The 22,134-nt window shown below is 29.2% G+C and carries 26 protein-coding genes and 1 tRNA gene; 15 read left to right on the top strand and 12 right to left on the bottom strand.

Features of this window, described 5'->3' with window-relative positions; translation table 11 throughout:
* Nucleotides 1-18 precede the first annotated feature (18 nt).
* Nucleotides 19-1,008 (top strand): phosphoribosylformylglycinamidine cyclo-ligase, encoded by a 990-nt coding sequence (purM, locus tag L8U37_RS01770; protein ID WP_263728447.1) that lies wholly within the window; start codon nt 19-21, stop codon nt 1,006-1,008.
* A gap of 32 nt (nt 1,009-1,040) precedes the next feature.
* Here purM and sodB read toward each other — a convergent pair whose 3' ends face one another.
* From sodB to L8U37_RS01740, 6 genes are all read right to left on the bottom strand, one after another.
* Complete coding sequence (gene sodB, locus L8U37_RS01765; RefSeq protein ID WP_263728446.1) at nt 1,041-1,694, bottom strand: superoxide dismutase [Fe]; 654 nt, start codon at nt 1,692-1,694, stop codon at nt 1,041-1,043.
* A gap of 68 nt (nt 1,695-1,762) precedes the next feature.
* A complete protein-coding gene (gene nrdG, locus L8U37_RS01760) occupies nt 1,763-2,272 on the bottom strand; it encodes an anaerobic ribonucleoside-triphosphate reductase activating protein (protein ID WP_263728445.1) in 510 nt (169 codons plus the stop codon).
* Nucleotides 2,244-4,523: an anaerobic ribonucleoside triphosphate reductase gene (locus tag L8U37_RS01755; protein WP_263728444.1), complete on the bottom strand. Its 2,280-nt coding sequence runs from the start codon at nt 4,521-4,523 to the stop codon at nt 2,244-2,246. Before L8U37_RS01755 ends, nrdG begins: the two co-directional genes overlap by 29 nt.
* Before the next feature lie 132 nt (nt 4,524-4,655).
* Nucleotides 4,656-5,270 (bottom strand): BspA family leucine-rich repeat surface protein, encoded by a 615-nt coding sequence (locus L8U37_RS01750; RefSeq protein WP_263669998.1) that lies wholly within the window; start codon nt 5,268-5,270, stop codon nt 4,656-4,658.
* Nucleotides 5,271-5,487: 217 nt separating this feature from the next.
* Nucleotides 5,488-5,562: transfer RNA gene (locus tag L8U37_RS01745), tRNA-Glu, on the bottom strand.
* A gap of 69 nt (nt 5,563-5,631) precedes the next feature.
* Nucleotides 5,632-6,390 (bottom strand): exodeoxyribonuclease III, encoded by a 759-nt coding sequence (locus L8U37_RS01740; protein ID WP_039617114.1) that lies wholly within the window; start codon nt 6,388-6,390, stop codon nt 5,632-5,634.
* 99 nt (nt 6,391-6,489) lie between these two features.
* Here L8U37_RS01740 and L8U37_RS01735 point away from each other — a divergent pair, with 99 nt between their 5' ends.
* Genes L8U37_RS01735 through pyrC form a run of 4 tightly spaced genes read left to right on the top strand, consistent with a single transcriptional unit; the run spans nt 6,490 to nt 9,624 of the window.
* Nucleotides 6,490-8,037, top strand: a complete 1,548-nt coding sequence (locus L8U37_RS01735; RefSeq protein ID WP_263728443.1) for a phosphoethanolamine transferase — start codon at nt 6,490-6,492, stop codon at nt 8,035-8,037.
* On the top strand, nt 8,037-8,408 hold the full coding sequence (locus L8U37_RS01730) for a diacylglycerol kinase (RefSeq protein ID WP_263709592.1): 372 nt from the start codon (nt 8,037-8,039) through the stop codon (nt 8,406-8,408). The genes L8U37_RS01735 and L8U37_RS01730 overlap by 1 nt, the downstream gene beginning before the upstream one ends.
* Complete coding sequence (locus L8U37_RS01725) at nt 8,393-8,623, top strand: helix-turn-helix domain-containing protein (RefSeq protein ID WP_012660796.1); 231 nt, start codon at nt 8,393-8,395, stop codon at nt 8,621-8,623. The genes L8U37_RS01730 and L8U37_RS01725 overlap by 16 nt, the downstream gene beginning before the upstream one ends.
* Before the next feature lie 8 nt (nt 8,624-8,631).
* Nucleotides 8,632-9,624 (top strand): dihydroorotase, encoded by a 993-nt coding sequence (gene pyrC / locus L8U37_RS01720; RefSeq protein WP_263728442.1) that lies wholly within the window; start codon nt 8,632-8,634, stop codon nt 9,622-9,624.
* A 9-nt stretch (nt 9,625-9,633) separates the two neighbouring features.
* Here the strand turns inward: pyrC and L8U37_RS01715 are convergent, their stop codons facing one another.
* Nucleotides 9,634-10,332 (bottom strand): class I SAM-dependent methyltransferase, encoded by a 699-nt coding sequence (locus L8U37_RS01715; protein ID WP_263728441.1) that lies wholly within the window; start codon nt 10,330-10,332, stop codon nt 9,634-9,636.
* Nucleotides 10,332-10,679: a Fur family transcriptional regulator gene (locus L8U37_RS01710; RefSeq protein ID WP_220566989.1), complete on the bottom strand. Its 348-nt coding sequence runs from the start codon at nt 10,677-10,679 to the stop codon at nt 10,332-10,334. Before L8U37_RS01710 ends, L8U37_RS01715 begins: the two co-directional genes overlap by 1 nt.
* Before the next feature lie 127 nt (nt 10,680-10,806).
* Here L8U37_RS01710 and L8U37_RS01705 point away from each other — a divergent pair, with 127 nt between their 5' ends.
* The 4 genes from L8U37_RS01705 to L8U37_RS01690 are packed head-to-tail and all read left to right on the top strand — an operon-like array spanning nt 10,807 to nt 14,534.
* Nucleotides 10,807-11,652, top strand: a complete 846-nt coding sequence (locus tag L8U37_RS01705) for a metal ABC transporter solute-binding protein, Zn/Mn family (RefSeq protein ID WP_263728440.1) — start codon at nt 10,807-10,809, stop codon at nt 11,650-11,652.
* The gene (locus L8U37_RS01700) at nt 11,649-12,977 is read left to right on the top strand and encodes a nickel/cobalt transporter (protein WP_263728438.1); all 1,329 of its coding nucleotides are present in this window, start codon (nt 11,649-11,651) and stop codon (nt 12,975-12,977) included. Before L8U37_RS01705 ends, L8U37_RS01700 begins: the two co-directional genes overlap by 4 nt.
* Entirely contained in the window at nt 12,977-13,726 is a 750-nt protein-coding gene (locus L8U37_RS01695; RefSeq protein WP_263660398.1) for a metal ABC transporter ATP-binding protein, read from the top strand. Before L8U37_RS01700 ends, L8U37_RS01695 begins: the two co-directional genes overlap by 1 nt.
* Entirely contained in the window at nt 13,719-14,534 is an 816-nt protein-coding gene (locus tag L8U37_RS01690) for a metal ABC transporter permease (RefSeq protein WP_263728436.1), read from the top strand. Before L8U37_RS01695 ends, L8U37_RS01690 begins: the two co-directional genes overlap by 8 nt.
* On the opposite strand, the gene L8U37_RS01685 is transcribed toward L8U37_RS01690, so the two are convergent.
* The 3 genes from L8U37_RS01685 to rpmI all read right to left on the bottom strand — a co-directional run bounded on the left by L8U37_RS01685 (nt 14,511) and on the right by rpmI (nt 16,028).
* Nucleotides 14,511-15,407 (bottom strand): DNA ligase, encoded by an 897-nt coding sequence (locus tag L8U37_RS01685; RefSeq protein WP_263728435.1) that lies wholly within the window; start codon nt 15,405-15,407, stop codon nt 14,511-14,513. The two genes, L8U37_RS01690 and L8U37_RS01685, sit on opposite strands and share 24 nt — an antisense overlap.
* Complete coding sequence (rplT, locus tag L8U37_RS01680; protein ID WP_039617097.1) at nt 15,385-15,738, bottom strand: 50S ribosomal protein L20; 354 nt, start codon at nt 15,736-15,738, stop codon at nt 15,385-15,387. The genes L8U37_RS01685 and rplT overlap by 23 nt, the downstream gene beginning before the upstream one ends.
* A gap of 98 nt (nt 15,739-15,836) precedes the next feature.
* Nucleotides 15,837-16,028, bottom strand: coding sequence for a 50S ribosomal protein L35 (gene rpmI / locus L8U37_RS01675; protein WP_039617094.1), 192 nt, complete (start codon nt 16,026-16,028; stop codon nt 15,837-15,839).
* Nucleotides 16,029-16,175: 147 nt separating this feature from the next.
* On the opposite strand from rpmI, the gene L8U37_RS01670 reads away from it, so the two are divergent.
* From L8U37_RS01670 to L8U37_RS01645, 6 genes are all read left to right on the top strand, one after another.
* The gene (locus tag L8U37_RS01670; RefSeq protein ID WP_263659198.1) at nt 16,176-16,397 is read left to right on the top strand and encodes a hypothetical protein; all 222 of its coding nucleotides are present in this window, start codon (nt 16,176-16,178) and stop codon (nt 16,395-16,397) included.
* Nucleotides 16,398-16,459: 62 nt separating this feature from the next.
* On the top strand, nt 16,460-17,206 hold the full coding sequence (locus L8U37_RS01665) for a DUF3944 domain-containing protein (protein ID WP_263659199.1): 747 nt from the start codon (nt 16,460-16,462) through the stop codon (nt 17,204-17,206).
* Nucleotides 17,207-17,217: 11 nt separating this feature from the next.
* Nucleotides 17,218-18,951 carry a hypothetical protein gene (locus L8U37_RS01660; protein ID WP_263659200.1) on the top strand — a complete coding sequence of 578 codons (1,734 nt, stop codon included), beginning with the start codon at nt 17,218-17,220 and terminating at the stop codon, nt 18,949-18,951.
* A complete protein-coding gene (locus L8U37_RS01655; RefSeq protein WP_263659201.1) occupies nt 18,944-19,837 on the top strand; it encodes a hypothetical protein in 894 nt (297 codons plus the stop codon). Before L8U37_RS01660 ends, L8U37_RS01655 begins: the two co-directional genes overlap by 8 nt.
* Before the next feature lie 3 nt (nt 19,838-19,840).
* Complete coding sequence (locus tag L8U37_RS01650) at nt 19,841-20,146, top strand: hypothetical protein (protein ID WP_263659202.1); 306 nt, start codon at nt 19,841-19,843, stop codon at nt 20,144-20,146.
* 22 nt (nt 20,147-20,168) lie between these two features.
* A complete protein-coding gene (locus L8U37_RS01645; protein WP_263728434.1) occupies nt 20,169-21,035 on the top strand; it encodes a helix-turn-helix transcriptional regulator in 867 nt (288 codons plus the stop codon).
* Here the strand turns inward: L8U37_RS01645 and L8U37_RS01640 are convergent.
* Nucleotides 21,032-22,123 (bottom strand): DNA adenine methylase, encoded by a 1,092-nt coding sequence (locus L8U37_RS01640; RefSeq protein WP_263728433.1) that lies wholly within the window; start codon nt 22,121-22,123, stop codon nt 21,032-21,034. The two genes, L8U37_RS01645 and L8U37_RS01640, sit on opposite strands and share 4 nt — an antisense overlap.
* Between the last annotated feature and the right edge of the window lie 11 nt (nt 22,124-22,134).

Here is a 22,134-nt window from a genome sequence, read left to right as displayed (position 1 = left end):
ATTCTTAAAGGAAGATAAATGAATATAAGCTATGAAGATGCGGGCGTAAGTATAGACAATGGTAATACTTTTGTAGAAGCAATTAAGCCTTTAGTAAAAGAAACTTTTAATGAAAATGTTTTAGGTGGCATAGGTTCTTTTTCAGGCGCTTTTGCCATGCCAAGTGGTTTTAAAAATCCTGTCATGCTAGCAGCAACAGATGGGGTAGGCACAAAGTTGCGTCTTGCTATTGATAGTCAAAAATTTGACACAATAGGCGAAGATTTAGTAGCAATGTGCGTGAATGATTTAATTTGCAATTTTGCTACGCCTTTGTTTTTTCTAGACTATTATGCAAGTGCAAAGTTAGATGTAGAAGTAGCTAAAAAGGTTGTAGCGGGGATTGCTAATGGTTGTAAAAAAGCAAATTGTGCCTTAATAGGCGGAGAAACTGCTGAAATGCCTGGAATGTATCATAACAATGACTTTGACTTAGCAGGTTTTTCAGTAGGTATGGCTGAAAAAGATGAGATAGATAGAAGAAATTTTGTAAAAAATGGAGATATTTTGCTAGCTCTACCTAGTAGTGGGCTTCATTCTAATGGATATTCTTTAGCTAGAAAAGTATTATTTGAAGCACAAAAGCTTAAATTTGATGATAAAATAGATGGTAAAAATTTAATCGATATTTTACTTGAACCTACAAGAATTTATGTAAAAGACTTTTTAAAATTAAAACCTTTCATCAATGCACTAGCTCATATAACAGGTGGTGGTTTAGTAGAAAATTTACCTAGAGTTTTTCCAAGAGGAATAGGTGCTATTATTAGAAAACATCATCTAAAAACTCCTGAAATTTTTTATCAAATAGGCCAAAGCGTAGAAGAAGCTGAAATGCATAGAAGCTTTAACATGGGTGTGGGCTTAGTTATGGTGGTAGATCCATCTAATGTAGGAAAAGTTTTAGAGAACTCAGATGCTTATGTAATAGGCGAAGTTGTGCTAAATGAAGGGGTTGTTTTAGAGTAAAATCTCTTAGACTTTCTAAGAGATTTTATTTTTTAGTTTAGCGGATGAAGTTCATTTGCATAAAAGCTTACTGAATTCATACCTTCTTTGATAGCCCATTCATAAGCTTTTACTACAAATTCCCAGTTAATGTGTGCGTAGAATTTATCTAAATACACAGGGCGTGCATTGCGGTGATCTACATAGTAAGCATGCTCCCACACATCAACTACTAAAAGTGGAACTTTACCTTCAGTGATAGGTGTAGCAGCATTGCTTGTAGCTACTAATTCTAATTTTTGATTTTGAGTGTTATAAACTAGCCAAAACCAACCAGAACCAAATACTCCTGTAGCTCCTTTGATGAATTCTTCTTTTAAATTTTCCATAGAACCAAAGTCTTTTTCAACCGCTGCTTTAAACTCATCACTTAAAGAACAGCCACAGCCACAGCATGTTTTTGGCTTAATGCAGTCAAAATAAAAGTCATGATTATACACTTGAGCAGCGTTGTTAAAAACTCCGCCATTTGAGTTTTGTATGATATAAACTAAATCTTTTCCTGCAAATTCAGTATCTTTAATAAGATTGTTTAGGTTATTTACATAAGTTTGATGGTGTTTGCCATGATGAAATGCAAAAGTTTCTGCGCTCAAAAAGTCTCCAAAAGCGTCTGCTTCGTAAGGTAGTTTTCTTAATTCAAACATATTGTTCTCCTTTTTTTAAATTTTATAGCATTCTAACATAGTTAAGTTAAAAAAGACTAAATGAGTCTTTATTTTTCAAAAAGTATTACTTTGCCTTGTTCTAAGCTTTTTGCTACATCGATAATGCGTTGGTTTTTACTACCTTTAAATTTTAAAGATAAGTCTTTTTGCTCTAAAATAAACTTCCCATCTATCAAAACATCAGCTAAGATAAGCAATTCTTTCATAGCTTGTTCTTGCAATAGCTCTTCATAAGTAAAACCTGTATATATAGTAAGATCAAGCCCTAAAGCCTTAATGTGTTTTGCTAGAATACTTAAATTTTTTGCTTGCATAAAAGGCTCCCCGCCACTAAAAGTAACACCTTGGAGCAAAGGATTTTTACACATATCATCATACAAACTTGCTAAATCTTGCAAATATCCTTTGTTAAAATCATGTGTTTGTGGATTATGACAACCTTTGCAATGATGAGGGCAGCCTTGAGTAAAAATCACATAACGCAAACCATAGCCATCGACTATGGATTCTTTTATGGCACCGGCTAATCTAAGAAAAATCGTGTTTAATTCTTGCATGAACTTCAGCTTTTTTAGCGTCATTAAAACGATCAAGCGTTCCTACTAAATAGCCTGTGATTCTTCTTATGCGTTCAAATTTAATATCATCTTCTTTTCTATGGCACTTTGGACAAAACTCATCTATCACACCACTATAACCACATACCGGATCTCTATCTAGTGGGAAATTAATCGAGCCATAGCCTATATTGCTTTCTTTCATACATTTTATAATGCGTTCAAAACTTTCTAAATTCTTACTCACATCGCCGTTTAATTCTACATAAGTAATATGCCCGCCATTATTTAACTCATGATATGGGGCTTCTATTTGAATTTTTTCATATATACTAATAGGAAAATCTACAGGAATATGAAAAGAATTGGTATAAAATTCTTTATCGGTTATGCCTTTTAAAATGCCGTATTTTTTTTGATCTAGCTTTAAAAATCTTCCACTTAAGCCTTCAGCCGGGGTAGCTATGAGTGAAAAATTAAGCTTATCTTTGAGTGCTTTTTCATCGACAAATTCACGCATAAAACGCACGATTTGCAAACCTAAATCCCTTGCTTCTTGACTTTGTCCATGATGAGAACCTACTAAAGCTATTAAACTCTCACAAAGTCCTATATAACCTATAGCTAAAGTCCCGTGTGCTATGATTTTTTCTACGCTATCATTTTCTTTTAAAGAATCTGAATCTATCCAAATTCCCTCGCCCATTAAAAATGGGAAATTTTTAACCTTTTTTAAACTTTGAATTTTATATCTATGAAGTAATTGCTCATACACAAGCTCTAATTTTTCTTTTAAAAGTGAGTAAAAAAGCTCTAAATTTCCTTTGGCTTCTATGGCTAAACGCACAAGGTTTATACTTGTAAAGCTTAAATTTCCCCTGCCACTTGTGATTTCTTTGCTCTCATCATAAACATTTGCCATAACCCTAGTTCTACAACCCATATAAGCTACTTCGCTATTATAATCACCCTTTTTATAGTATTTTGCATTAAAGCTTGCATCTAAAAAGCTAAAATTTGGAAAAAGTCTTTTAGAAGCACATTCTATAGCGAGTTTAAAAAGCTTGTAGTTTGGATCTTTTTCATTATAATTAATACCTTCTTTTACTTTAAAAATTTGCACAGGAAAAATTGGTGTTTCACCATTTCCTAAGCCTTTCATCGTGGCTTTGAGTAAATTTTCTATTACCATTTGCCCTTCAAAAGAAGTATCGGTGCCATAATTTAGCGTGCTAAAAGGCACTTGAGCTCCTGCTCTTGAGTTCATAGTATTAAGATTATGCACCAAAGCTTCCATAGCTTGAAAAGTCGCATCTTGGGTTTGCTTTAATGCTCTTTTGTAAGCATAAGCATTTGCTTGTTTTAAAAAATTCTCATCACTATTTAAATCAAGCTTTAAAAGCTCTTTAAAGCATTCTTTTTCGCTTGAAACTTGAAAATTAGCATTTTTAAAGCATTGCTCGTCTAGGTTTTGTTCTAATTTTATTTCAAAAAAAGCATTTATAGCCTTTTTATACTCTTTTTGAAAAGTCTTTGCCACACCCTTTGCCATAGCAAAATCAAAATTTGGTATAGATTGACCCCCATGCATTTCATTTTGATTAGCCTGCAAGGCAATGCAAGCTAAAGAAGCGTAGGATCTAATATCATTTGGCTCACGCAAACTTCCATGTCCAGTGCTAAAACCATTTTCAAAAAGCTTTAACAAGTCTATTTGACAACAAGTTTGTGTTAGCATATAAAAGTCTTTATCGTGTATATGTATATCGCCGTTTTTATGTGCATTTGCGATATGTTTTGGTAAAATACACTCATCTACATAGTATTTTGCTCCTTCTGAACCATATTTTAACATCATACCCATAGCACTATCTGAGTTGATATTGGCATTTTCTCTTTTTAAATCAGCTTCTTTGGAATCTTTGAAGGTTAAATCATCATACAAATTTAGCAAATCATGGCTACCATTGCGGATTTGTGTTCTTTTTTGGCGGTATAATATATAAGATTTTGCAGTATTGATTAAAGCATTTTTTATTAAAACCTCTTCAACTTTATCTTGAATTTGTTCTACCTGTGCATGATTTTCATCAAGCAAAGTTACAACCTCATCACAAAGCCTACCTAATTCATCATTTTCTAATTTTTTATCAGTAGAGTTTATATTGGCTCTAAAAATAGCATTTTTAATTTTAAAAATATCAAATGCAACTTGACTTTTATCTCTTTTTGTAATAAATTTTATTTTCATGTAAATTTTCCTAAAAAATAATCTCTAGAAGCTAAAAAATAACGCTTTATGAAGATAAGTTTAGTACAAAAACTTGATGAAAAACTTAAAAAGATAAAAGAAAAATTCACACAAAAATTGTGTGAATTTTGTTTATTCTAACTCTATACCTTTTACTGCATAAAGTTTATCAATACCACGATTTCCAAACATTTTTTCAGTATTACAATCCTTTTGGATATTCCACTCATCTAATTCATGATGGAAATTTTTGCAATTGTGAAAAAGATATGCCATAGTAATTACATTTTGCACATCCCAATTCACAACACTATGCTCATACGCATGACAGTTTTCAAAACAATGTGCCATTCTGGTAGTATTTGAAGTTTTCCAATGCAATAAAGAATGATTGAAATTAACACAATTAAAAAACATATAAGACATATCTTTTAAATTTTGAGTATCCCATTTTGATAAATCTTGATTAAAATTTTTGCAGTTAAAAAACATACTTGCCATATTTTCAACTTTAGAGACATTCCAGCGTGACAAATTTGCATTAAAACTTTCGCAACAATAAAACATATAAGACATATCTTTAGCATTTGATACATCCCAATGTTCAATACCTAAAAAATCCAATCTTTTAGAATAATAAAATACATAAGAAAAATCATCAATCAAAGATACATCAATATCCCTTAGAGAAATTCTTTCATTATGCACCAAATTCATTAACTCATTTTTGCTTTTAGGTCTATACATTTTGTCCTCCTTTTTGTATATTTTAAAAACAAGTGTGAAGTCAATGTAAAAAATTTACAAATTATTAACAATAACTTTCAATATATTAATAATAAGTATTTTAAAATAAACTTAATTTAAATAAGAGAAAACAAATACAAAATATTTAAATCAAACAATGTAACTTTTTGTAAAATATGACAATGATTATCAAAAAAAGCGGATATAAAATAGTAAGTGGTGACCCATACGAGACTCGAACTCGTGTTACCGCCGTGAAAGGGCGATGTCCTAACCGCTAGACGAATGGGCCATTTTGCAGTTTTAAGATGAAATTATAACAATTTTTACTTAATAATTATTTAAGGCATTAAAAAATACCTTAAATATCGATTTCTATCCCTACAGGAGCATGATCTGAGCCAAAAATATCATCTCTTATAAAAGCATTTTTAAGTTTATCTTTTAAGCCATTAGAAATGAAAAAATAATCAATCCTCCAGCCTACATTTCTTTCTCTTGCTTTCATTCTATAACTCCACCACGAATACTTTTCTTTAACATCGCCATTTATATGTCTAAAAGTATCTATAAAACCTAATTTTAATAAATCATCTATCCAAGCACGCTCAATCGGTAGAAAACCTGAAGTTTTTTCATTAGCTTTTGGGTGGGTTAAGTCTATCTCACGATGTGCGGTATTAACATCTCCACAGATGATAATTTCTTTACCTTCTTTTAAAAGTTTATCTAAATACACTAAAAAGTCATTATAAAATTTCATTTTAAAATTCAAACGCTCTTCATCTTTTTGACCATTTGGAAAGTAAATATTAAACAAAACTACATTTTTAAAGCTATGCTCTAAAACTCTACCCTCATCATCATCAAAAAACTCACATTTTTTGACTTCACAATCAAAATTACACAAGCTCATTACACCTGAATACCCTGCTCTTTTAGCACTATTTGAATACATATGTTTAAAAGGATACTCATAAATTCTTTTTGGAAATTTATCCTCGTGTGCTTTGATTTCTTGAAAACCTATAAAATCAATTTCTTCTTTTTCAATCCAATCAAGTGCATTTTTATCACAAATTGCCCTTAGGCCATTTACATTCCATGATAATAATTTCATAATTTAATCCTTAAACTTACAAAAAGCAAAATCATACCATAAAGATATTAAGTTAACCATTTTTATTTATAATTAAATCTTTAATTTTGAAAGGATTTCATGAAATTTTTTAATATATCGTGGCTTAAATTTATTATTTTGAGTGCTTTTTATATAACTAGTATCAATCTGAAATTGTTTTCTTATATTCACGAAAATTTACATCCTCATAATAATGATATTTCCATTATTTTATATATAATTATATATTTTGCACTATTAGTTGGAATTTTCGCTTTATTATTTTTGCCTTATCTTAGCAAGATTTTAATGATTTTTTTAATAGGTGTGAGTTCAATTAGTAGTTATTTTATGATCAATTATGGTGTTATTATAGATCATGATATGATTAGAAATGCTATGCAAACTGATCAAAAAGAAGTACGCGATCTGATTAATTTTAATATTTTTGTTTATATATTTTTTACTTTTGTGATTCCAACATTTTTAGTTATAAAAGCTAAAATAGAATATCACAATATCAAAAAACATTTAATCATTAAATTTGGCACTTTAGTTGTTGCTTTATTTGTTGCTTTTGGATTGCTTGGAATTTTTTCAAAAAGTATTGTACCATTTTTAAGAACTTATAATGAAGTAAGAGTTTATAACACTCCTTTTTATCAAATTTATTCAGCAATTAAATATATAAAATTAGAAGTTATTCCAGAAAAAGAACTTCAAAAGATAGCTTTAGATGCGAAAATGGAAAAAGACTTAAACAAAACTATGATTTTAGTCATAGGGGAAACCGCTAGAGCAAATAACTATTCTTTGGGTGGTTATACCAAAAATGATACTAATTTTTATACCAAAAACGAACCTAATTTAGTATATTTTGACAATGTAAGCTCTTGTGGGACAGCAACTGCTAGAAGTTTACCTTGTATATTTTCAAGACACAAAAGAGCTACTTTTGACAATAGTCTTTATGAAGAAAATGCTTTAGATATTTTACAAAGAGTTGGAGTTCAAAGTGTTTGGCTTGGAAATAATTCTGGAGGTTGCAAAGGAAACTGCGATCGTATAGCACATAAATTGATTTCAAAAGATTATGATGAGAGCTTACTTGAGCTTGTAAAAGAACAATTACAAAATCCATCTTCAAGTAAAATCATAGTCGTTCATTTGCAAGGTTCTCATGGACCAGCTTATTTTAAGCGCTATCCAAATGAGTTTAAAAAATTTACGCCAACTTGCGATACAAATGAATTACAACAATGCTCGCAAGAAGAATTAACTAATACCTATGACAATACTTTACTTTATACAGATTTTATCATCAAAAGTCTTATTGACTTACTAAAGCAAAGTCCTGCACAAAATACCTCATTGTTGTATGTATCAGACCATGGAGAAAGTTTAGGAGAAAATGGAATTTACCTTCATGGAATGCCCTATTTCATAGCACCAAAAGAACAAACTCATGTTCCTATGATTCTTTGGAGCAAAGATAATAATTTAATCCAAGAATTACAAAAAAAGAAAGATTATAAATTATCTCAAGATAATATTTTTTCAAGTTTATTAGGATATTTTAATGTCCAAACTAAAGAATATGAAGAAAACTATGACTTATATAGTAAAAATTTAAAGGAAAATCCTTAATGAAGCCAAAGTATTCTTTATTTAAAAATGCAAGTTATGCCTTTAGTGGCATTAAATTCTTGCTTAAAGATGAAATGGCTTTTAGAATAGAATTTGCCATTATCTTACCTTTGATTTTTGTAAGCTTATTTTTACCTGTGAGTTTTTTAGAACATTTTGTGCTTATTTTAGTATTAGTTTTGATTTTAATTATAGAAGCATTAAATTCTGCCATAGAAGCTTGCGTGGATCTTTACACGAGCGAATTTCACATCTTAGCTAAAAAAGCAAAAGATTGCGCAAGTGCTGGGGTATTTTTTAGTGTGGTTTTGGCTATAATTACTTGGAGTTTTATTCTTTTTAATATGGCTAGAGAATGGATGATAAAGTAAAAACACTATGCATAAAAATCTTTGGTAAAAAACGCTTTGAAATTTTAGAATTTTTAGCCCTTCATGCTAATGAAGATGGCTTTGTCTTTGCAAATATTGAAGAACTTTCTAAAAAGTTAAACATCAGCAAACCAACCATCATTTCTACTTTTAAATTTTTAGAAGAGAAAGCTTTGCTTGAAAAGCTCAAAAACGGCTTATATAAACTCAAATAGGAGATAAAATGACGCTTAAAAACCCTTTGGATATGCATTTACATTTACGCGATGAAAGCATGCTTGAACTTGTAGCTCCATTTAGCGCAAAAGACTTTAAAGCGGGAGTTATCATGCCAAATTTAATCACTCCGCTTACTGAAATAAACGCATTAAAAGCTTATAAAGAACGCATTTTAAAAGCATGTAAAAATGAAGATTTTACGCCTTTGATGACTTTATTTTTTAAAGACTATGATGAACAATTTTTAGAAAAAGCTAAAGATGAAATTTTTGCTATCAAACTTTATCCTGCAGGCATAACTACAAATTCAGATAATGGAATTTCAAGCTTTGATATAGAAAAGTTAAAACCTACACTAAATGCTATGAGTGAGCTTGGCCTGCCTTTACTTGTACATGGAGAAACAAATGATTTTGTAATGGATAGAGAGGCAAATTTTGCTAAAATCTATGAAAAATTAACTAAAAATTTTCCAAAATTAAAAATTGTAATGGAACATATTACCACTAAGGTTTTGTGTGATTTATTAAAAGATTATGAAAATTTATACGCAACTATCACTTTACATCATTTAATGATAACGCTTGATGATGTAGTAGGTGCTAAGATGGACCCACATTTGTTTTGCAAACCTATTGCAAAACGCTATGAAGATAAAGACGCTTTATGTGAGCTTGCTTTTAGTGGCTATGAAAAGACTATGCTTGGAAGTGATAGCGCACCTCATCCTTTGCATACTAAAGAATGCTGCGGGTGTGCGGCTGGCGTATTTAGCACACCGGTGATTTTACCTGTATTAGCTGAACTTTTTGAAAAGCACTCAAATGAAGCAAATTTACAAAAATTTATTTCAGATAATGCTTGTAAAATCCATAATCTTAAATTTGAAAAAGATAAAATTATCACTTTAGAAAAACAAGAATGGCAAGTAGCACAAAAATACGGCGATGTGGTGCCATTTATGGCAGGAAAAACTTTAAATTTCAAGGTTATTTAGCCTTGAAATTTAATCAATAATCAAAAGTTTTATCTTAGCTTCTATAATCTCTTCTACCTCATCTTTTACAAAGCTTTCTAACTCTTGTTTGTTTGCATTAATGCCATTCATACTCAAATGCCACAAAGCATTTTCTATCGCACTATCTTTATCTCTTTTTACTACTCTAATTTCATTAAAAATTTCACTCTCATAAGAAATATTTTGCGCATTTAAAAAACTTTGCAAATCCTCTTCATAAAAACCTTTAAAATGCGTGTTAAAATGCTCAAATATAGGATCTAAAAAGCTACTTTTGCGCCTACTCGCCCAGCCTAAATACACTTTTTTAGAAGCTAAGCTTAAAAAAGCTTTATAGTCTTTTTCATTTTGCAAAGCAGGAGACATACTCAAAAAGGCTAAACCAAAATTTGTGTTATTGTTTTTATAAAAGTTTTCAAAGTCTAAATTTAAAGTTTTTATATTTGATATAGCATGAGTTTTTGCATCTTCTTGTAAAATTTCAAGCATAGCACTAGAGCTATCTACACCCAAAACACTTTTTGCTTTTTGCGCTAAATGCAAAGTCCAAACACCGCTTCCACAACCTATATCCACCACGATTTTTCCTTGTAAAGAGCCAAGTTTTGCAAAAGTAACTTTTTGAATTTCGTTTAAGTTAGAACTATATCTTGCATAGCTTTTTGCTTTTTTATTCCATAAATTCATTATTCATTCTCACATTTTTGGCAAATTCCTTTAATCACAACACTTTTTATAATCCCTTTAATTTCAGGCATTTTTACATCACTAATCTCATGACATACATCGCATATAAAATGTGCTTTAGCATGATCTGCTAATTCATAAAAACTTTTGCGATCAAGTTGACTTTTATTAACAATACCCTTTTTTTCAAAAAGCTCCATATTTCTATAAAAGCTAGTTTTATTTGCTTTGAGATTAAATTGATCATAACTTAATGGGGTTTTAGCAAGAGATAAAATTTGCAAGATTTCCACTCGTAAAGTTGTCATAGAAATATCATGTTTTTTTAATAAATCAATAGCTTCCATAATTCTACCTTAGAAAATAAATGTATTTTACCACAAAAAAAGTTTTATAAATGCAACTTAATTTTTAAGTTGCAACTAAGTTGCATTATATATAATTACATAAATTTTAGATAATCAGGAGGAAATAATGTTAAAAATATTGTTATTGTTATTATCATGCGCACTTGCTTTTTCAAAACCTATTGTGAGTGTTAGCATACCACCTCAAGCATTTTTTGTAGAAAAGATTGCTAAAGATAGTGTTGAAATTAATATCTTGATTTCACCTAATTCTAATGAACATAATGTAGAATTTAAACCTATGATGATTAAAAATCTTGAAAAAAGCAAAATTTATTTTCTTGCCGATTTAGAACTTGAAAAAATCCTAGAAAACAAATTTAAAAACACACTCAAAAATGTCAAAATTGTTAATATTAATGATGGCATATCATTACTGGAAAATGATGAGACTGATGAACATGACCACGATGAACATGAGCATGGTAAAAACGATCTTCATACTTGGCTAGATCCTATTTTAGTAAAAATACAAGCACAAAATATCTATAAAGCTTTAAGTCAAACTTTTCCACAAAATAAAGACTTTTATGCAAAAAATTTAGAAAATTTTCTTAAAGAATTGGATGACTTAAATTCAGTAATCAAAACAAATTTACAAGATATCAAACACCGAGAATTTATAGTCTATCATCCTAGTTGGAATTATCTTGCAAAAAGATACAACCTCATCCAAATTCCTGTGGAAATTGATGGAAAAGAGCCAAAAATTCAAGATTTGCAAAAACTAATAAAAATAGCCAAAGAAAAAAACATAAAGGTTATTTTTGTCCAACCTGGTTTTAGTGAAAATTCGGCTAAAGTATTATCTAAAGAATTAAACGCAAAAATTGTTTTTATCGATCATTTGGCTAAAGATTGGGATAAAGAACTTTTAAAAACCATACAAGCATTAAAAATGGCTTTAGAATGAAAATCATTTTAATACTAGCTTTTATATGCTTTCAAAAAGTATTAAGCTGTGCTTTGTGTGCAGCTTATACTCCAACGGCAAATGCAAAATTAGACTTTAACGCAAGTGATGATAACATCAATAAAATTTATGTAACTTGGGAATTTTCGCAAGATTTTATAAAAATACTACTTCAAAACTATGATATAAATTATAATAATACTTTAGACAAAGACGAACTTACTGATATTAAATATACTCTTTTAGATTATATAGAGCCAAGACAATTTTTAATGCAATTTCAATTTTACAATTTAGATGAAAAAATTTACATAGAAAAATTTTTAAATGCCAAATTAATCTTAGATAAAACGAAACTATTTTTCACTTTTGAAGTAAATCTTAACATCCCTATAAAAGAAAATAACACATTTAGCATAAGATTTGAAGATAAGGAAGGATTTTTTAGTTTTAAATTTATACCGCAAGATTTTATCACTTTGAATTCAAACTATTATCTAAGTGCAAATCCCAATTTAAATCTCATATTTTTACAAGCACAAAAAGGCAAAACACCAAATACAACCTTTGCAGAAATTCAAATCAAGCAAAGTCCAAATTTTATAGATGATCTTTTAAATAAATTGCAAATTTTTAACGAAAATATTTTATTGTATATCAAACAACTTCTTCAACAAGAATTTAATATACAAACATTTTTAATATTATTAATCATATCTTTTGGGTATGGCGTTTTTCATGCTAGTACACCAGGTCATTCTAAAATGCTTACAAGTTCGTATTTTTTAACACACAAAAGCTCATTTTCTAAAATATTTTATTTTGTATTAAAAATAGGCATAGTGCATATAATGAGTGCATTTTTACTTGTAAGCATTGGTATAATTATCCTTGAGAAATTACTCAAAGATATCAATATGGCTGGATTTATTCTTACAAAATTTACAAGTTTACTTATAGTTTTTATAGCTCTTTTTATGCTAAGTAAAAAAATACTTCATAAAAACTCTTGCTCATGCTCTTGCCACTCACATAAAACAAGCGAATGGGTAGTCATACTAGGAGCTTCTTTGGTGCCTTGTCCTGGTGTTATATTACTTTTTATTTTTGCGTATAAATTCAACTTTTTTTATGCTTTAAGCTCTGCTGTGTTTGTGACATTGGGAATGTGTTTTGTATTATTTTTATTTGCTATAGGGGCAAATAAAATTCACCAAAATGTCAAAACTATAAAAATAAGAACCTTACTAGAGTATCTAGCTTTGATATTTATGATATCATTTGGATTATTTTTATTCATCAATGCCAAAGAAGGTGTATTTTAGTGGAATTATTTCGAATATCTAATTTAAATTTTTCTTATAATGAAGAACTTGTGTTAAAAAATATCAATCTAAGCTATGATAATAATGATTTTTTATCTATCATAGGACCAAATGGTGGTGGAAAATCAACCCTTATAAAACTCATATTTGGACTTTTAAAAAGTAAAAATATAATTGAATTTAAAAATATAAATTTAAGTCAAATAGGCTATGTCCCACAAAACACTCTAACTAATACCAATTTTCCAACTAGAGTCTTAGAAGTCGTGCTTATGGGAAGGATAAATCATAAAACTTTTGGTTTTTACACCAAAAAAGACAAAGAGTTAGCTCTAGATGCTCTAAAAAAAGTATCTATGCAAGATTTTTGGGATAAAACTATCCATTCTTTAAGCGGCGGCCAAAGACAAAGAGTGCTCATAGCAAGAGCTTTAGTAGGAGAGTGTAAATTGCTTATATTAGATGAGCCTACAGCAAGTGTAGATACTAAAAATGCTATACAAATTTTTGAGCTTTTAAAACAACTTCATCAAAATGGCATAGGTATTATATGCATTAGTCACGACATTAACATAACTTTAGCATATAGTGATAAAATCGCATATTTAAACAAAGAAATTTTTATACACAAAAACATTAAAGATCCAAATAAAATCAACTATATAAAACACTTATACCAAAACCATTCTCATTTTTGCGATGTTGAAATGAGTTTAAATTCTTGCCTATGTAAGGAATGTAATGCTTGAAATTTTAAATTTTAACTTTTTTCAAAATGCTTTATTTTCTTGTGTGCTAGTAAGCATTGCATGTGGTTGTATAGGAAGTTTGGTAATGGTAAATAGGCTTATGTCTATGGCTGGTGGCATTACACATGGGGCATTTGGTGGCATTGGAGTAGCATTTTACTTTTCTTTACCCGTTTTACTTAGCACAAGTTTATTTACTTTGATTTTAGCCTTTATAGTGGCTTATTTAAGCAAACACTATCCAAACAGAAGTGATAGCATTATAGCTGTCATATGGGCGTTTGGTATGGCTATAGGAATCATACTTATAGACTTAAGCCCAAAATACAATAACGACTTAATGGCATATTTATTTGGCAATATATTAACCGTTTCTAATGAAGACATTTGGCTTATGCTTGGTGCAGATATCATTTTTATCATTATCTTATTATGCTTTTATAGACAATTTGAAATCATAAGCTTTGATAGCGAATTTGCTCAAACTAGAGGTATTAACACTAATTTATTTTATTATCTTTTGATTTTTATGATAAGCTTGTGCGTAGTTATTGGCATTAGACTTGTGGGATTAATTTTAGCCATGGCTTTATTAAGCATACCAAGCTTTATAGCAGAAGGTATTAGTAAAAAACTTGGTTGGATGATGATTTATTCAAGTATTTTGAGTTTATGTTTTTGCTTAAGTGGTTTGATGGTGAGTTATTATTTTAATGTCTCAAGTGGTGCTAGTATCATTATGATCTCATGTGTTGCTTTTGCTATATTTTTAGGAATTAATGCTTTAAAAAACTTCCCTCGTTCTTAAAAAACTAGCAAATTTTGGTTTGCCATTTTTGGTTAAACCATTGTATTTAAAAGTAATTATAGCACCAATTGGCGGAAGATTTAAGCGATCGCTTTCTTTAAAACCTGAGCCTATTTTAAAACTCACTTTTTTACCCTCAATCACTGCTTCACAAAGTAAAGATCCCATTTTACCTTCAAATTTTCCCTTACCTTCAAAATGCTTTTTTACAACACATTCTGTATCATCAAAAGGTTTTAGTTTAAAAGCATTATTTGATCTTTTCTTTTCATAAGGTGCATTGTTTAATCTTATGATTATACCCTCGCCCTTATGCAAAATGATATCTTGGTAAAATTGCTTTAAATGATTTTTATCTTTAATGGAAACTTGTGGAATAATTTTTATATAATCATTTGGATTTTTAGCTAAATACTTTTTCAAAACTTCTAATCTTACTTCTAAGGTACAAGGATCAAGTTTAAATTCCTCACAAGCATTTGGCACATCAAAGACATTATAACTTACTTTTTGCCAAAGTTTTTCATCGGGATTTTCTTGGCGTATTAAAGATGAAATTTCTTCAAAAGAAGCTCTTTTTATCCAAAGTTCTCCATCTAATTCAAATTTAGGAAAATTTTTTGTGAAAAATAAAGGAAGTTTTATAGTATTTCCTGCTCTTGTTTGCATAGACTTACCACTCCAAAGACCTCTTACGCCATCGAGTTTTTCGCTCATGAGATAATGGCTTAAATTTACATCTTTAAATGCTTTTTCATCATAAACTTTAAAAAGCAAAATATCTTTAGCAAAAAGAGAATTTAAAAAGAAAGTAAAGAGAAAAGCAAGGCTAAAAAGCCTTGCAGTAAGATTAAAGTGCTTTTTTAGCAGCATCTGCTATTTTAGCAAAAGCAGCTGCGTCATTCATCGCTAAATCAGCTAAGATTTTTCTATCAAGCTCAATGCCTGCTTTTTTAAGACCATTTATAAATCTTGAATAACTAATATCATTTAGTCTGCAAGCTGCATTGATACGTACTATCCAAAGACGACGGAAATCACGTTTTTTGCGGCGTCTATCACGATACGCATAAACCAAACTTCTTTCTAATTGTTCTTTAGCTTTTCTAAAGTGTTTGCGGCGACCACTATAAAAACCACGCGCAAGTTTTAAAACTTTTTTATGTCTGCGGCGTCTTACAACACCAGTTTTTACTCTTGCCATATTTATCCTTTCACAAATTGGCGTTCGTTAAACGAATCTTGCCCTTTAAAATAAGGGGAGTTTGAATGACTTTCGTCAAAAACTAAATTTAAGCGAGCTTAAATTCCTAACATTTTTTCAACCGCTTTAACATTGGTTGAGTGAACATACTTAGAAGTGCGAAGATCACGCATTCTTTTAGCAGGTTTTTTAGTCAAAATGTGGCTTCTATAAGCAGCACCTCTTTTGATTTTATTTTTACCTACTTTGAAGCGTTTAACAGCACTTTTAACGCTTTTCATTTTTGGCATGTGTATCCTTTGGATAAATTTTTTCATAAAAGAAAGCTATCATTTTACTATAACTATGCTTTAGAAAAATTAAATTTTTATGACACAACCTGTCACAAGGATTTAATATGATTTTATTAATTTTATAAAATCCAATAAAGGAGTCAAATGGCAATAGTAATTGGTATTATAGTTATGATAGCTACTGCTATATGGGCTATAGTTTGTGGTACTTTTTGGGCTTTATTTTTGTTTGTAGTGTGGTGCGTTATATTACCAAGTTTATTTTTAATAGAAAAATACGGAATTATAAATGTAGCAGTTTCTTATGTGCTAATTTTAGCAGGCGTAGTAGTACTTGCAAGGATAATTAAAAGTAAACAATACTAAAAACCTTGACAATACGGGGGGGGGGTATTGATATAATAAAAATTTAAATTGAAAGGAAAAAGATGGCATATAGATATGACAAAGATTTGGAATTTTTGAGAAACTTAAGTAGCGAAGAATTAAATGATTTTGTTAGTATTCTCACACATGATAAAGATAATACTACAAGATTTACGGAATTAATAACAGTAAATGAGTTGTATAAAAAATTCTATCCTGATCACAAACAGTATTTAGATTTAATTTTAGATGAGTTTCAGTGTTTTGGGGGAAACACCTTTGCAAATATCTTAAGAATGGGAAAAGGTGTACTTTATAAAGAAATTTTATGCGATGTAGCCGATAAACTTAAAGTTAATTATAATAAAAATTCCGATACAGAGATAATAGAAATAAATCTTTTTATGAAAATTTTAGAAAATTCTTTAGACCAAATGAGCAAAGAGCAAATCAAGGAAATTTCTCAAGAATTAAATTTAAATTTATCAACTTTTACAAAACAATCTACAATGGCAGCAATGCAATTTTTAATAAAACAAGGTGGTTTCAAAAGCTATCAATTAATAGTTATTGTTGCAAATGCCATATCAAAATTAATTTTAGGCAGAGGATTGTCAGCTGTAGTTAATGTGAGTTTAACAAAAGCGATGAGTATTTTTGTTGGTCCTATTGGATGGGCAATAACAGGGATGTGGACTGCAATAGATATAGCAGGACCTGCTTATAGAGTAACTATACCAGCTGTTATTCAAATAGCATATCTACGACAAAGTTATAATATGAAACAAAACAACCAAAAACTATTATAAAAGAGACCACTATGATAGATAATAAAGAACTTATAAACGATTATGAACTTTTAGAAAATGATTTGAAAGAGATATCACAAAGAGAACAACTTAAAATTAATATAAATCAAAACTTAGAAGAAGCCTTGCAAGAACTAAAAAACATAGAAACACAACTACCAAAAGAGCAAAGTAAAAAACTTTTTGAGCAATGCACCCAAAACGCACTTGATGCTATAACAAGTCATTTTGGATTGGCTGCTATTGTTCTAGATTCTCAAGACGGTGGTAATGTAAGCACCACACATAATGCCAGGAAAGATATATATGCCAACGAAAACGATAAGCAACAATATGAAAAACGTGAAAAATACTGTTCAAAAAAATATCATAATGGGGAATACAATAAAATAAATAATAAACTAAAAAAAGAAATAGAAGAGGGAAGATTATATGATTATGCAACTGGAAAGATGATTAAGCCAAAAGACAATACTCAGCTAGATCATGTTGTTTCAGCCAAAGAAATTCATGAAGATCGTGCAAGAATTTTAGCTAATGCTGATGGTGTATCTTTAGCTAATACACCTCAAAATCTAAAAAAAACAGATGCTAAGATAAATAATTTTAAAAGAGATAATAGCGCAACAAAAACTTTAGAGAAATTAGAAGGACAGATACAAATATTAACCGAAAAAGAAATAAAAAATGGAAAACTATCCTTAAAAGATCAAAAAAATATAGAAAGATTATTGGATATGCAATGTAAAATTGATGGTGAAAAATTTATAGAAGAATATAATCATCAAAAAAAATATATTGATAGTGAAATTGATAAAATTTACTATACAAGCCTAAAACCTTACAAAGAAGCTTTGATAACCGGAGCTAAAGACTCTACAAAAATGATTGTATATTCAGCACTTGGAATGATTTTAAGAGACTTTTTCAAAAGCTTAATGATAGAAATTAGAAAAACATTTAAAGAATTTGGAAACGAGAGTTTTAGTGATATATTCAAAAGATTTAAAGATAGAATCCATTACATTTGGGATGATATCAAAAAGAAATGGAAAAATATTTTTGCAAGTTCTTTAGAGGCAGGAATTCAAGCATTTTTATCTAATTTAGTTGTATTTGCTATAAATACTATATTTACAACTTTAAAAAGAATAGTTCAAGTTATTCGTGCTGGCTTTACTTCTTTATATAATGCGATAAAAATTATTATAAATCCTCCAAAAGATATGCCTAAAGAAGATATATATTTTGAGGCCGCTAAAATTTTTACAGCAGGTATTATCGCCTCACTCACAATGCTAGGAAGTGAGGCGATAAATAAATGGCTTATAACTATACCTGGGCTTAATGTTTTATTATCTTTACCTATACCATTTACGAGTGAAACTATAGGTGATGCAATTTCATTAAGTATAAGTGCTGCTTTTGGAGCTATTGTTAGCACTATTGTTGTTTTTTATATGGATAAATGGAAAAACAACTCCAAAATAGGAAATTTACGATTACAGCTTGTTACTCAAAGTGGTGTTATTTTAAATTGTAAAATAGCTCAAACATGGCTTATGCTAGATGATGCATATATTTTTTTAACACATGCAATAAATTCTATAAAAGAAAAGAATTTAATACTACAAAACAATCTCACTCAAGAGCTAAATACTTATAAAAAGATGGACGAGGAAAGAAAAACTAAAATATCTAATCTGAAGAAAAAGATTCTTGATCTAAAGGAATTGCATGATTAGTTATAGTAAAAGTAAACATAAAATTAGTATAATAAATTCACATGAATGTTTAACAAAAACAAATACACCTAATAAAAATGCAAATTCGCAAGAAGTAGCTAACATACTTAATAATAAAATTCACAAAGCTTCTAAAAAAATCATAGAGGCAAAAAAAGTTGCAAAATTAGCTAAAAATACTAAAAATACTTTTTTGGAAAATATGGCAAAAAATATACCTTTTGCTGGAATTTTTATTGATAGTGAAGAGATTAAAAAAATAAATATTCTAATAGAATTAAACATGATGAATATAGAGGCTATTGAAGCACAAAATGATTTAATTCAAGAAGTTATAAAACTCACATGTTATAGCATAGAATTTATAAATGACACAATCAACGATCTACAATTAATAATTTCCAAAACAAATGAAAATTATAGGACTAGCATTACAGAATTATCTTATGATACAAATGAAATTTTAGAAATATATAATGAACTTACAGATATTGTAATAAATCAAATGCAAGATCATACAAAACATTTTCAAGAAATTCAAATAAAAATAGAAAAAAATGAAGATGAAGTAAATCTAATTAAACAACAACAAAAAAACTTCACCGAAACTATTGAGTTACAAGAAAATAAAATAAACTCACTTAATAAAGATTTACTATTATCTTCAAAAAAAATCGACAATTTATCAATGCAACAAAATGAATTTATGCAAAAATATGAAAACCAAATAGCAAATTTATCGAAAGATATTATGCAGGAATTGGAAAATATAAAAACTGTAATAAAAAAACACGAAAATCTATTAGATAATAATATATTAAAAATAGTTTCTATTACATCTTTGGGGATTGCAATAATAGCAATTTTATTGCAATATATACAATAAACCATGCTAAACAAACTACCCCAACTTTTTTCATTGCTTTTTAGTTATAAATTAAACATCTTTAACATCATCTCAAAGCCAAAGCAAGCTTATACTTACACCAAGTTTGCTTTAGAGCTAAAAGAGCTTTATGAAAAAGAAAACGACAAAACCGAAGCTGCTTTTATCATCCTAGATAGAGTACTTAAATTTAAAAAAGAAAATCCTGATGATTTTAATGATTTTTTAAAGCTTATTCAAGAGCTTTTAACTACCTATGAAAACGATCCAAAAACAATCAAACAAAACATCAAAGATTTGCTAAAATAAACAAAAATAAAAAAGGTTGTATATGGAAAAAGACAAACTTTCTACGCGTTTAGTTTCTATACTGCAGTGTTTAAACAATGGCGAGCGTTTTAGTTTAGAAGAGCTTGCACAAGAATTTAATGTCAGTATTCGCACCATACAAAGAGACTTGCATGATCGCCTTGCTTTTATCCCTATAAAAAAAGAAAATGGAAAATACTTTTTAGAAGGCTATGTTTTAGGAAAATTAAGCTTTAAAGATATACAAAATTTTGCTATTTTAAGCGGTATAGGTAGGCTTTATCCTAGTTTAGATAAAGAGTTTTTAAACGACTTGCTTAATGAGAAAATCAACAAAGCCTTTTTAGTCAAAACTCAAAGCTATGAAACACTTGATAGAGAAGTTTTTGAAGAACTAAGCGCAGCTGTCATAGCAAAATACCCCATTAGCTTTCACTACAAAGAAAAACACAGAAAAGCAAATCCATACAAACTCATTAATATTGACCACATATGGTATCTTTTAGCAGATGAAAACGATACTTTAAAAACCTTTACTTTTTCTAAAATCACGCAACTAAGAGTAGAAAAGAAAGAAAATTTTACCCCAAAAGAAGAGTTTTTAAAACAAATTCAAAAAGATCAAAGCCATTGGATTAGCAAAGAAAACAAAGAAGCTATCTTAAAACTTGATAAAAAAGCTAAAGAATATTTCTTTAGAAAAAACGCCTTAAGCAAATACGAATTTATCGATGAAGACGAAAAATACATCTATATAAAAGCCTTTTACGCTTATGATGATGAGCTTTTAAATTTGATAAGATATTGGATACCTTATATAAAAATAAACAAACCTATTGCTTTAAAAGAAAAACTTTTTGAGCAATTAAACGCATACATGCAAGATTAGTGTTTTTTTAACACATAGAGTTGCTCTTGTATATGCATGGAGCGTTTAGAGAGATTTCTACTAGCTCTAAAGGCATTGTATTTTTGCTCAAGCACAAAGCATTCTCCAAGACTTTGGAGTCTTTTTATGAAATTTTCTTTTTTTACAAAACCTTCACAATTATAAGAAAGCAATACAATCTTAGCTTTTAAATCATTTATTAAATCAAATAAAACATCTTCAGCTTTTTTTTCTTTGTTAAAAGCACTGCGATTCCAGTCTTTTGGTATGCCAGAAACCTTTGAAATTTCCTTTGGCTTTTTATAATTAGCAATTAAATTTAACATAAAATAATTTGACCCATAAGGGTGCTGATTATAAGGAGGATCTAAATACGCTACATCAAAGCCATCAAGTTCTTTAGCTAAAATATTTGCATCTTTTTGAAAAACCTCATATTTACAAGTAAAATTTGAAAAAACAGGCATTTTTAAAGCTATATCGCCTTTTATACGGCTTAGTGCATTTGCCCCATTTCCTCCAAATTTACCAATGCCATCTTTATCTTTATAAAAACCTTTAAAAACCCCACTTGTATTTGCATGCACGCTTGCTTCATAGATAAGCGGTGCGATGAAGTATTTTTGAATTTCTTTTGGTAAGCTTGAAATTTTTTCTCGCATAGAATCTAAATACATCGCATTTTTAAGCGTGTAAAAAACTCTTTCATCTTTTTGGATATACTCATCATCATTTGGCGCATAAAGCTTGCTTATAAAGCCTTTTTTAAGTTTTAAATCAGAAATTAAAAAAGCATAATGTTTTTGTAATTCTTGTAAAAATTTTGCATTTTGATTGCTCAAATAACACTCATTAATGATTTTAGAATAATCCTCCAAATCATTTGCCATGATAAAACTCGCATAAGGCCTCACAAAACGCGAAACTACCCCAGAGCCACTAAATACATCACAAAAACTAAATTTGTCTTTTTTAAGCTCATTTTGTGCGAATTTAAAGCCTTGATTTAAAAACTCGAGCAAAGATCTTTTATTGCCAAGATAAGTTATGATTTGTTCTTTTAAAAATTGCGGATTTTCTTCTAGCATAAGTTTAAAAT

This window comes from Campylobacter sp. RKI_CA19_01122 (assembly GCF_025771325.1).
In the GTDB taxonomy this organism is placed as follows: Bacteria; Campylobacterota; Campylobacteria; order Campylobacterales; family Campylobacteraceae; genus Campylobacter_D; species Campylobacter_D lari_D.
Note: the sequence above shows the minus strand (reverse complement) of the source record. Positions and strands in the feature narration are given on the sequence as shown.